We start from the raw sequence: 11,803 nt of genomic DNA on the forward strand, positions 1-11,803 counted from the left end.
TCCGGCCCGGTGGCCCGTTTCGAGTCGCTGGGTTGGGCGCTGTTGCTGCCGCTCGCCTCGATGCTGGGCGCCGCCCTGTGCTGCCTGTGGCTCGCCGCCGTGGCGCTGATCCCCTTCGGGGTCGGGCTGCCGATGACCCTGCTCTGCTCGATCGTGGTGCGCTGGTTCGCCGATCGGCACCGGGCGTGGGCCGGCCGGCGGCTCGGGGCGCCGATCGCCCGCCCTTACCTGCCGACACTTATCCCGGCTTGGGCGATACTGTCCGGGAGAGCCACGCCTGGATTGCTTCCGCCGTCGTGGCCGCGTGCTCCTCGAGGACTGAGTGGTGGTCACCTGGCACTTCGCCGGCTCGCAGGTGCAGTGTCGGAACGGTCGTCTCCCCCTGCCAGTCCAGAAAGATGCGCGCGTACGCGCCCATCGCCGCGAGAGCGGGCTCGTCGAGCCTGATCGCGCTGCGGACCGGTAGTTCGGTGAGCCATTCCTCGTCCTGGACAGGGTGGGTGTCCACCAGCACCACCGCTTCGGCGCCGACTCGTTCCGCGACGGCTTGCGCGACCAGGCCGCCGGTGGAGCGGCCCAGCAGCACCACCGGTCGGTCGAGCTGCGTGATCGAGGCGGCGTGGGTCCGGACGAGGGCCTCGACGTCCTCCGGCACGGGGCCGCCCTCGTAGCCCGGGTGCGGGAGCACCCACATGCCCGGCAGGTGCCGGGCCAGCAGGCCGTACTCCCCGGGGGGTGAGGCGAAGGCGGGGAAGCAGACGATCGCCGGGCCTTCGCCGTCGCTGAGTCTCTGTGGGACAGCGGAAGGGAGCGTCGCCGTCGACGGCAGCGCCCACGACGCTGTGACGAGCAGGTGCATGGCCTCTTGAGGGCGGCCCAGCTCACACAGCTTGCGGTACAGGAACGCGAGCGTCCCCGGGGGCGGCGGCGGACGCAACTGCTCGGCAAGTGCCCTGGGCGTGGCGGATTCGAACACCACCGTGGCGGGGAGGCGTAGGCCGGTCCGTCCCTCCAGGCGGTTGCGCAGCTCGATCGAGGTGAGCGAGTCGAAACCGAGGTCGAGGATCGGGGTGTCCGGATGCACGTCCGGGTAGCTCAACACGGCGGCGACCTCGGCGCACACCATCTCCAGCATGCTTGTCGGCGGGGTCGGTTCCGGCGTGGTCCGTGTTTTCGTCCGGGGCGGGCGGTCGAACGCGATCGGCACCAGAACCGGCTCGTCGGCGCCCAGCGCTGCCTCCAGGAGTGCCACGCCCTCTGCGGGCGTGAGGGGCAGCAGGCCGGGATCGGCGGTCCGGTCGGCCATCATTCCGACCGTCCACGGGCCCCAGGCCAGGGAGAGGGCGGGCAGCCCCAGTCGCCGTCGGTGGCGCGCGAGCTCGTCCAGGTAGCTGTTGGCCGCCGCGTAGTTGGCCTGTCCGGCGTGACCGAGCACACCGGCCGCCGAGGAGAACAGCACGAAGGCATCCAGCTCCCGGTGTGCGGTCAACTCGTGCAGGTGCCAGGCTGCTTCGGCTTTGGGGCGCCACACCGTCGCCAGGCGTGCCGGGGTCATCGAGGCCAGGATCCCGTCGTCGAGCACCCCGGCGGTGTGCACGACGGCCCGCAGGTCCTCGATCGAGTCGACCAGTGCGGCCAGTGCCTCCCGGTCGGTGACGTCCAGCCGCGTCTCACCGGTGCGGCTGGCGACCACGACGCGCACGCCCTTCTCCCGCAGGTGGTCGGCGACCGCCCGGCCCAGCGCGCCGCCGCCGGTGACCAGGACGGTCCCGCGCCAGGTGAAGGCGCCGCCCGGCACCGGGACCAGGTTTGCGTGCTCGGACACGATCTCCGTCCGCCCATCGCTGAGTTCGGCCAGGGTGAACCGGCCGGGGTGCTCCGTCTGCGCGACCCGGACCAGGCCGGCCACCGCCGCTCCGGCCAGGTCTGCCGGCCGCACCAGAACGGTCAGGTGCTCGTGATCGGCCTGCAACTCCCGCAGCGCGAGCGCCAGGGCGCCGGGCGCGTCGCCCGGCGGCACCTCAAGGACCTGACCATGTGGCTGGCCCGGAACCAGGTGCCACTCCGGGCGGAACAGCGTGCCCCGGCCGGTTCCGGTCGCACGCGCGGTGAGTGATTCGACGTACGCCACCGGCCGGCCCGTCTGGTCGGTCACGGCGATCCGCCCCTCACGGATGCGGACGCGCAACGCCGTGGCGCCTCGCGCCAGCAGGTGCACGCCGCGCAGGGCGAACGGCACTCCGTCGGTGAGCAGGCGTGCCGGGTGCAACGCCGCGTCGAACAGGGCGGGGTGCAGCGCGAACCGCCCCGCGTCCGGGAACTCCCCGCGCACCTCGCCGAAGAGTTCGTCGCCGCGGCGCCACATCCGGTTCAGCCCGCGGAACGCGGGTCCGTAGTCGGCGTGCTCGACTTCGAGCTCCTCGGCGTCCGGCGGGGGCCACTCACCGATGTCCACCTGCGGCGCGGGCAGGCCGCCACCGACCGGTAGAGCCAGTCGGCCGCTGGCACAGCAGACTCCGTTGGCGTGCACCTCGAACGGCCGTGCGCCGTCGGACTCGGGGCGGACGACGATCTCGGCCCGCCGCGTCTCCGGTAGGCGCATCGCCGTGTGCAGGACCAGTTCGTCGATCGTGTCGCAGCCGGCGCGCTCCCCGGCGTACAGCACGAGCTCCAGGATCGCCGTGGCGGGCACGATCGCCGTTCCGCCGACGACGTGGTCGAGCAGCCACACGGGGCTGAGGTCGGCGGTGCACACCACCTCACCGGACCCCGGCACAATGACGGTCGACTCGATCAACGGGTGCTCGGCTGCGCGGTCGAGCCAGTAGCGCTGCCGGTGGAAGGCGCGGGTGCCGCGCAGCCGGGCCACCGCCTGCTCGGGGTCGGTGGTGGAGATGACGCCCTCGACGAGCGCGGCCAGCGTGTTGCCCGGGCCCAGTTCGACCAGGGCGGCGCCGTCGACCATGGCCACGTGGTCGGCGAAGCGGACCGTCTCGCGCACGTGCCGCACCCAGTAGTCCGGATCGTCCGGGCGGGCGCCGATGATCGGAATGAGCGGTGGACGGTACGTCAGGCTCCGGGCCACCTCCGCGAACTCGACCAGGATGGGGTCCATGAGCGGGGAGTGGAAGGCGTGGCTGACGGTGAGCCGCGTCGTCTGCTCGAACTCGGCGGCGGTGGCCAGCACTTCCTCCTCCGGGCCGGACACGACGACCGAATCCGGCCCGTTGACGGCCGCGATCGCGGTGCGAGGAGTGAGCCGGATCTCGCTCTCGGCGGCCCGGACGGCGACCATGGCGCCGCCCGCCGGCAGTTCGCGCATGAGCCGCCCGCGGGCAGTGATCAGTCTCGCCGCGTCGGGCAGGGACAGGACGCCCGCCACGTGCGCCGCCGCGATCTGCCCGGCGGAGTGCCCGATCAGCGCGTCCGGGCGGTATCCCCAGGACTCCAACAGGCGGTACAGCGCCACCTCGTAGGCGAACAGGGCGGCCTGGGCGAAGTCCGTCCGGTGCACCAGGTCGGTGTCGATCGCCTCTCGCAGCTCCGGATCCAGCTGGGCGCACGCCTCGTCGAAGGCTGCGGCGAACACCGGATACCTGGCGGCCAACTCCCTTCCCATCCCGCGCTGCTGCGCGCCCTGCCCCGGGAAGAGGAACGCCACCCGCAGCTGCTCGTACTCCTCGACGATCACGTGCGCGTTGGTCCCCGAGATCCCGAAAGCCGACACTCCGGCACGGCGCGGACGGTCCTGCGCCGGCCAGGGCGTCCGCTCGGTGACCAGGCGGAGCGCACCGGCGGACCAGTCGACGTGCGGGGTCGGCTCGTCGACGTTCAGCATGGCGGGCACGGTACGGTGCCGCATCGCCATCACGGATTTGATCACGCCCGCGACCCCGGCGGCTGCCTGGGTGTGCCCGAGGTTGGACTTGACGGTACCGACCAGGACCGGAGCGGACCGGTCCTGCCCGTAGGTGGCGAGCAGCGCGGCCGCCTCGATCGGGTCGCCCAGCGCGGTGCCGGTGCCGTGGGCCTCGACCACGTCCACGTCGGCGCCGACCAACCCGCCATCGGCCAGGGCCTGCTGGATCACGGTCGCCTGGGCGGGGCCGCTGGGCGCCGTGAGGCCGTTGGACGCCCCGTCCTGGTTGACCGCCGAGCCCCGCACCAGGGCCAGGATCGGGTGACCATTGCGCACCGCGTCGCTCACCCGCTCAAGGACCAACAGCCCCACCCCCTCCGACCAGGCCGTGCCGTCGGCCGCCGCAGAGAACGGCTTCACCCGTCCGTCCGGGGCCAGGCCGCGCTGCCGGCTGAACACCACGAAGCTGTCCGGCGTCGCCATGACCGTTGCACCGCCCGCCAGGGCCAGGTCGCACTGGCCCGCCCGGAGGGAGTCCGCCGCGAGGTGCATGGCGACCAGCGACGAGGAACAGGCCGTGTCCAAGGTGAGCGCCGGCCCGTGCAGACCCAGGCCGTAGGCGATCCGCCCGGAGGCCACGCTCCCCGCCGCCCCCAGCGCGATCTGGGACTCCAACTGGTGCGCTGCGCCCCGGAAGCGACCGGCGTAGTCGTTGTACATCAGGCCGACGAACACCCCGGTGTTGCTGCCCCGCACCGACTCGGGCGCGATCCCCGCCCGCTCCAGGGCCTCCCAGGCCGTCTCCAGCAGCAGTCGCTGCTGCGGGTCGGTGGCCAGGGCCTCGCGCGGCGACATGCGGAAGAACCCGGCGTCGAAGTCGGCCGCGTCCGCGAGAAAGCCCCCACGCGTGACGTAGCTGGTGCCGACGTGCTCGGGGTCGGGATGGAACAATTCGTCCAGGCGCCAGCCCCGGTCCGTGGGGAATCCCGTGATCGTGTCCTGGCCGGCGGCGACCACCCGCCAGAGGTCCTCGGGGCAGGTGATCCCACCGGGATAGCGACAGGCCATGCCCACGATCGCGATCGGCTCGGTGGCCTTGCGGGCGGGCGGCGGCGGGCTGGCGGCCCCGCCGGTGAGGTAGTCGGCCACCGCACGAGGCGTGGGGTGGTCGAAGACGAGGGACGGCGGCAGTGCGGCACCGAGTTCCGCGCCCAGTCGGTCGCGCAGCCGCACCGTGCCGAGCGAGTCCAGACCGGCTTCGACGAACGGCTGGTCCGCCCCGGGCGCCCGGCCGGTGATCCCCGCGGTCTGCCGTCGGACCACGTCGATCACGTACTGGAACCGAAGCCGTTTCCGCACCGGCTTGCCGGAGGACGTCTGCGGAATCCGGCTGACCGGGCGGACGTCCTCCGGCACCCGGTGCGGCGGCAGAAGGCGACGGCAGAAGGCGAGCAGCGTCGCCGGATCCACGTCGTCGCCCACGACGTAGGCGACCGGCACCTCACCGAGCACTGCGTCGGGCTCACCCGCCACGCCCACGTCCTGGACGCCCGGACAGCGGGCCAGGACCCGCTCGATCTCGACCGGGTGGATGTTCTCCCCGCCCCGGATGATCGTTTCGCCGGCTCGCCCAGTCACCACCAGACGGTCGTTCTCCTCGTGGCCGAGGTCCCCGGTGGCATGCCACCGACCGGCACCGGGCATCCTTACCTGGATCTCACCGTTCACGAACCGGGTGTCGATGCCGGGCAGCACGACGCCGTCGACGGCGATCTTTCCGGACGTCTCCGTGCTGCCGTAGCCGTCGTGCAGCTCACGGCCGGACGTGCGGCGGAAGCGGTCCCGCAGCTCGTCCGTCAGCGGGGCCCCGGCCGAGAGGCATCGCAACGGCAGCGGAGCCTCGACGTCCAGGAGCTGGGAGAAGACCGTCGGCACGCCGCCCAGCGCGGTGAACGGTGTCCGGCGCAGCAGGGCGGCAGCCGCGTCCGCGGTGAAACGGTCCATGACGTAGGCGCTCGCGCCCAAGGCCAGAACGCCCACCACGCACATGGAATGCCCGAAGGCGTGGAACAGCGGCAGCGGCCACAGCAGGTGGTCGTCGCCGGACATGCCCAGGAGCCCGCGGTAGGCGTGATCAGCCGACCTGAGCCAGGTGCCCTGCGCCGACAGCACGCCCTTCGGGTCCCCGCTGGTCCCGGACGTGTAGTGGAGCCAGGCCGGCGCGTCCGGGTCGAGGTCGTCCCGCGGCGGCGCGCCGGCGGGCGCGAGCAGGTCGTCAACGGTCACCGCACGGACTCCGGCCACCCGCCGGACCTGCGCCAGGTGTTCGCGGTCGGTGACCACCAAGGCGGCACCGCTGTCCTCCAGACGGAACCGGAGCTCGTCGTCGCCGCTTCGCGGGTCGAGCAGGACGCCCACCGCGGACGCACGGCAGACGCCGAGCGTGGCCGTGACAGCAGGCACCCCGTTGCCCAGATACAGCGCCACCCGACTGCCGCGATCGACACGGAGGTTGCCGGCCACCCGGGCGGTGAGGCGGGCGAGATCACCGTAGCTCACCGCGTCATCGGCATCGGCAAAGGCGATCTTGTCTTTGAGATCCATCGCGTGACGGAGGACCAGTTCATGCACCTTGCACCTCTGTAATCGCTTTCGACGTTCAGCTGAAGTCGGGTATCAGGGTTCTACCCGCCGGTTGGCTGCGGACTCTGCACTATCGGCGGCGGCGGGTACCTGCGGCTGTTGCTGGCCGGGGGTGACCAGTCGCGTCGAAGGTTTTGACGGCAACCCGGACTCTTCGTTCCGTTCCTACCGTGACCCCGTGAGCCCCGGAGGTGGGGGGCCCCCCCCCCGGGGGGGGGGGCCCCCCCCGGGGGGGGGGGGGGCGCCCCCCGGGGGGCCCCCCCCCGCGGGGGGGGGGGGGGGGCGCCGCGGCGGGGGGGTATACCGGCGGGGGCGGGGGGGCGGGGCCTCCTTTGTTTGCCCCCCCCCCCGGGGGCTGGGTGCCGGGCCCCCCCCCCCCCCGGGGGCCCGGGGGGGCCCCCCCCCGGGGGGGGCCCCCCCCCCCACCTCCGGGGCGGACGATCGGCCGCGCCGGTGCTACACCTCGTTGTGGACGTACGTGTTCGCGCAGTCGAGCAGTGCCTTCAGCCCGGCGCCCGCGCCGGCACGGTTCTTCGCCTCCCGCATCTTGATGCGGCAGTCGTGCACCTGGTTCGACATGAACTTCAGGTCGGCGTACCGGATGACCGGGTCGGACCTGAGGTCGGCCCGCGGGTGTCGCGCGGTGGCGATGGCGGAGAAGGGCGTTGTCACGTTGACTGATGGGTGCGGGATGATCTTGGTGCTGGTTCTGCCGGGAGGTGATCTGTGGTGTCGTCGGTGCCGCCCTCGTACAAAGGCCACCGGTACCCGGTAGAGGTCATCTCGCACTGCGTGTGGCTGTACTTCCGCTTCCCGCTCAGCTTCCGCGAGGTCGAGGAGCTGATGCTGCAGCGTGGCGTCATCGTCTCCTACGAGACGGTGCGTCGCTGGTGCCTGAAGTTCGGCCAGGCCTATGCCGACGGGCTGCGCCGCCGCCGGCCCCACGCCGGTGACAAGTGGCACCTCGACGAGGTCTTCGTCAAGATCAACGGTGAGCGGCACTACCTGTGGCGGGCCGTGGACCAGGACGGCACCGTCCTGGACATCCTCGTGCAGTCCAAGCGGGACGCGAAGGCCGCCAAGCGGTTCCTGGCCCGCCTCATGAAGCAGCAGTGCCGGGTGCCCAGGGCGCTGGTCACCGACAAGCTCCGCTCCTACGGCGTCGCCCACCGGGAGCTGATGCGCTCGGTGGAGCACCGCTGTCACAAGGGCCTGAACAACCGGGCTGAGAACTCCCACCAGCCGACGAGGCAACGCGAGCGGGCCATGAAGGGCTTCCGCTCACCCGGCGCCGCCCAACGGTTCCTGTCCGCGTTCAGCGGCATCTCACCCCACTTCCGGCCCCGACGCCATCTTCTGACCACCGCTCGGCACCGCCTCGAGATGACCCTCCGCTTCACCATCTGGGACCACGTCACCGAGACCACCGGCCTGCCCACCGCAGCCTGAGCCAGGCGCCCCACCCAGCACCCCACGCACCCCGGCACACCCTCAGCCCGACACGCGCGCATCAACGTGACAGCGTCGAGCGTAGTCACCGCCGAGGGTTCCACCGAGTCCGGCTCCCTGATTGACGAGATCGTGCGCGAAGGCGCCCGCCGGATGCTTGCTGCCGCGCTGGAAGCGGAAGTCAGCCAGTACATAGCCGACTTGGCCGCTGAGACCGACGGGTCAGGTCGGCGGCTGGTTGTCCGCAACGGGCACCATCGGCCTCGCAGGGTGGTCACCGCGGCCGGTCCTGTTGAGGTCACCGCACCCCGGGTGAACGACCGGCGGGTCGACGACGCCACCGGCGAGCGCAAGCGGTTCTCCTCGAAGATCCTGCCGCCGTGGTGCCGCAAGTCGCCGAAGGTCTCCGAGGTCCTGCCGCTGCTCTACCTGCACGGCCTGTCCTCCGGGGACTTCGTGCCCGCGCTGGAGCATTTCCTCGGTGGCACGGCCGGCCTGTCGCCGGCCACCGTCACCCGGCTGACGAAGCAGTGGGGCCAGGACCACGCCGCCTTCCAGGCCCGTGACCTGTCCGACCGGGACTTCGTCTACGTGTGGGCCGACGGCGTGCACCCCAACGTTCGGCTCGGGCAGGCGCACTCCTGCGTCCTGGTCCTGCTCGGGGTACGCGTCGACGGCACCAAGGAGCTGATCGCCATCGCGGAGGGCCTGCGAGAGTCGACCGAGTCGTGGGCCGACCTGCTGCGCGACTGCCGTCGGCGTGGCATGCGCGACCCTGAGCTGGTGGTCGGCGACGGTGCGATGGGGCTGTGGAAGGCGCTGGCCGAGGTATTCCCCGCCGCCCGTCATCAAAGGTGCTGGGTCCACAAAGCCCGAAATGTCACGAACGCGCTTCCGAAGTCCGCGCAGCCGGGCGCGACGAAGGCGATGCAGGAGATCTACAACGCGGAGGACCGCGCCCACGCCGAGAAGGCGATCTACGCGTTCGCGAAGACCTACGGCGCCAAGTGGCCGAAGGCGGTCGCGAAGATCACCGACGACCGGGAGGAACTGTTGGCGTTCTACGACTTCCCGGCCGACCACTGGATCCACCTGCGGACCACGAACCCGATCGAGTCGACGTTTTCCACGGTCAAGCTACGAACGAAGGTCACCCGCGGCGCGGGCAGCCCCGCCGCCGCGCTCGCGATGGTGTTCAAGCTCGTCGAGTCCGCCCAGACACGCTGGCGCGCGATCACCGGAGCCCACCTCGTCGCACTGGTCCGCGCAGGCGCCCAGTTCGAAAACGGTGTCCTCGTCGAGCGCGAGGAGCAGGCCGCTTGATCGGCTGCAGGAGCCAACAGCCGGACCGTGGCTGACACGCGATAACCCAGCGAATGTCATCGGCCATCCTGGGACACTGGCCGCCATGGATGAGGTCAAAGTCGTCGTCGCCCATTCCGAGCGCGCGACCCTGCGCGTCGGCGACGTGTTCTTGAAGGTAGACCCCGATCAGGCGCGCATCGACGTTGAGGTTGAGGCGATGGCCCTGGCACCGGTCCCGACGCCGGAGGTCCTGTGGCGCAAGCCGCCCGTGCTCGCGATCGCCGCGCTTCCGGGGACGGCGCTTGGGCGCCTCGGCGAGCCGTCGACCGCGTCGCCGGCGGCATGGGCCGCGACGGGTGCCGCCATTCGGAAGCTGCACGAGGCGCCGTTGCCGCCCTGGCCCGGTCGGCGCCGCCGGGGTCCCGACGAGTTGGCGGCGGAACTCGACGGCGAGTGCGAGTTGCTCGTGACGAACGGCGTCCTGCCCGCCGACCTGGTCACCCGCAACCGCCAGGTCGCCGAGGCAGCGATCCGGCCGTGGACTCCGGCGTTCACGCACGGCGACCTGCAGATCGATCACGTCTTCGTCGACGGCGACGAGGTCACCGGCATCATCGACTGGTCCGAGGCGGGCCGGGGTGATGCCCTGTTCGACCTCGCCACCTTGACGCTCGGACACGAGGAGCACGTCGAAGACGTCATCGCCGGCTATGGCACCGACATCGACCTCGACGTGATCCGCGCGTGGTGGTCGTTGCGGAGCCTGCTAGGGGTCCGCTGGCTGGTCGAACACGGCTTCGACCCATTCGCGCAAGGCTGTGAAGTCGACGTGCTGAGATCCCGGATGTGAGGCTGCGGAGCCCGGCCCCGTTGCAATAACCCGCGCTCGCACGACAACTCATCCACAGGTCTTGACTATTGCTCCGCTGGCTGCGGGCCAAGCCGCACGACGACGCGAGCGCGGCGCACTGGACCCTGGACTGATGCGGATGCGGCCCCGTCCCGCGGACCGCCCCGCCAGCATCAGAGCGATGCTGGCGGGCATCGGACCGCCCAGGCCGGACTCGGTGGCCTGGCAGTGCCGCATCCCGATGTGGTTGAGCGCCAGGCACAACTCGCGTCCATCGACCCTGCGTCAGATGCCCTGGCCCGCGCACGTACACCGTGTCCGTCAGGCGCCATCCCGCGCACTCAGCGGGATCCCCGAGGGCACCAGAGCTGTCGCCATCCACAACTCCTGACTATTGATGGCAGTTGACCACTGGTCAGTGGTAGGTCCAGTTCTGGTTGTCCCAGCCGTTGCAGCCCCAGAGCTGGACCTTGGCGCCGTTGTTGTTGATGCTGTTCAGGTCTCCGTCCAGGCACTTGTGGCCGTGGGTGTTCTGCAGTGTGGAGCCGTTCCAGGTCCAGTTCTGGTTGTCCCAGCCGTTGCAGCCCCAGAGCTGGACCTTGGCGCCGTTGTTGTTGATGGTGTTCAGGTCTCCGTCCAGGCACTGCATGCTGTGGCCGTTCTGCAGCGTGTAGGTGCCGGACTGGCCCTCGACCGGCGTCCAGTACCAGGCCTGGTTGTCCCAGCCGTTGCAGTCCCAGAGCTGGACCTTGGTGCCGTTGCTGCCGATGCCGTTCAGGTCTCCGTCGAGACACTTGCCGCCGTGGTTGTTGGTGAAGGCCTTGGTGCGGTAGGTGATGTTCGGCCTGTCGGGGGTGGAGGCCGCGTAGGGGCCGGCGGTGGGGATCTGGGACGGCGAGGCGACGTCGACGATCTGCTTGCCCACGGCCGGTCCGGCGGTGGGCCACTGCTCGGCCGGGGCGCTGGAGTAGGGGGCCGCCTGGGCGGTGGTGGCCAGCGCGAGCGCGCTGGCGCCGGCCAGAAGAACGAGGGAAAGGCGATTGATGCGCATGCGGCTTTTATATGGAGCGTATGTGTCCGAAGCAAGCCTTTCAGAAATAGAGCGACGATACGAAAAAGGGCTCTTCTGCTCCATCTGTGGGTCGCTGAGGAGCGCCTGACGCAGTACACGCCGTCCCCTGTGCAGATCTTGAGGCGTCGAGACTCGTGATCTGGGGTGCAGGGAGAACGGCGTGCGGTTCACCACGGTATTGAACGCGTTGGTCGGATGCGCGCAGGCGGTTCCACAGGACGTCTGGTTCGAGGAGAAGTCGCAGGTCATCGTGGTCGCAGTCCGGCCCAGGTCCCGGGCGCGTCGCCGATGCGGGATCTGCGGCACCCGCTGCCCGAGGTTCGACGCCGGAGCGGGACGACGGCGCTGGCGGCACCTGGACGCTGCCGGACTCAAGCTCTACCTGGAGGCCGACGCGCCCCGCGTGACCTGCAAGCAGCACGGGGTCGTGGTCGCCGCCGTCCCGTGGGCCCGGCACGATGCGGGGCACACTCGCGACTTCGACCGGCAGGTCGCGTGGATGGCCACCGAATGCTCCAAGTCCGCCACCGTGAAGTTCCACCCTGCGGTTGGACACTCTCTGTCTACGCCGCGAGGGTGTGACCTTGCCGGTGCCGCCGCCGAATCTCGAGTGGCGTGAGGTAGC

7 protein-coding genes are annotated in these 11,803 nt (G+C 71.1%); 4 read left to right on the plus strand and 3 right to left on the minus strand.

Features of this window, described 5'->3' with window-relative positions; all coding sequences use genetic code 11:
- Window positions 1-238: 238 nt before the first annotated feature.
- Window positions 239-6,463, minus strand: a complete 6,225-nt coding sequence (locus tag ACIRYZ_RS42005; protein WP_402953934.1) for a beta-ketoacyl synthase N-terminal-like domain-containing protein — start codon at window positions 6,461-6,463, stop codon at window positions 239-241.
- A gap of 495 nt (window positions 6,464-6,958) precedes the next feature.
- The gene (locus tag ACIRYZ_RS42010) at window positions 6,959-7,174 is read right to left on the minus strand and encodes a hypothetical protein (RefSeq protein WP_402953935.1); all 216 of its coding nucleotides are present in this window, start codon (window positions 7,172-7,174) and stop codon (window positions 6,959-6,961) included.
- 54 nt (window positions 7,175-7,228) lie between these two features.
- Between ACIRYZ_RS42010 and ACIRYZ_RS42015 the strand changes: the two genes are divergently transcribed.
- From ACIRYZ_RS42015 to ACIRYZ_RS42025, 3 genes are all read left to right on the plus strand, one after another.
- The gene (locus ACIRYZ_RS42015; protein ID WP_402953936.1) at window positions 7,229-7,951 is read left to right on the plus strand and encodes an IS6 family transposase; all 723 of its coding nucleotides are present in this window, start codon (window positions 7,229-7,231) and stop codon (window positions 7,949-7,951) included.
- Between the two features lie 66 nt (window positions 7,952-8,017).
- Window positions 8,018-9,274 (plus strand): IS256 family transposase, encoded by a 1,257-nt coding sequence (locus ACIRYZ_RS42020; protein WP_402953937.1) that lies wholly within the window; start codon window positions 8,018-8,020, stop codon window positions 9,272-9,274.
- Between the two features lie 85 nt (window positions 9,275-9,359).
- Window positions 9,360-10,106: a phosphotransferase family protein gene (locus ACIRYZ_RS42025; RefSeq protein WP_402953938.1), complete on the plus strand. Its 747-nt coding sequence runs from the start codon at window positions 9,360-9,362 to the stop codon at window positions 10,104-10,106.
- 415 nt (window positions 10,107-10,521) lie between these two features.
- Here ACIRYZ_RS42025 and ACIRYZ_RS42030 read toward each other — a convergent pair whose 3' ends face one another.
- Complete coding sequence (locus ACIRYZ_RS42030) at window positions 10,522-11,157, minus strand: RICIN domain-containing protein (protein ID WP_402953939.1); 636 nt, start codon at window positions 11,155-11,157, stop codon at window positions 10,522-10,524.
- Window positions 11,158-11,428: 271 nt separating this feature from the next.
- Here ACIRYZ_RS42030 and ACIRYZ_RS42035 point away from each other — a divergent pair, with 271 nt between their 5' ends.
- Window positions 11,429-11,797, plus strand: coding sequence for a transposase family protein (locus tag ACIRYZ_RS42035; RefSeq protein ID WP_402953942.1), 369 nt, complete (start codon window positions 11,429-11,431; stop codon window positions 11,795-11,797).
- Window positions 11,798-11,803: the final 6 nt, after the last annotated feature.

The sequence above is a fragment of the Kitasatospora sp. NPDC101155 genome (assembly GCF_044768305.1).
In the GTDB taxonomy this organism is placed as follows: domain Bacteria; phylum Actinomycetota; class Actinomycetes; order Streptomycetales; family Streptomycetaceae; genus Kitasatospora.

What these genes read in the sequence shown, in the direction of transcription:
- ACIRYZ_RS42005 (WP_402953934.1), bottom strand. Translation starts at nt 6,463, where the DNA reads ATGGATCTCAAAGACAAGATCGCCTTTGCCGATGCCGATGACGCGGTG.
- ACIRYZ_RS42025 (WP_402953938.1), top strand. Translation starts at nt 9,360, where the DNA reads ATGGATGAGGTCAAAGTCGTCGTCGCCCATTCCGAGCGCGCGACCCTG.
- ACIRYZ_RS42030 (WP_402953939.1), bottom strand. Translation starts at nt 11,157, where the DNA reads ATGCGCATCAATCGCCTTTCCCTCGTTCTTCTGGCCGGCGCCAGCGCG.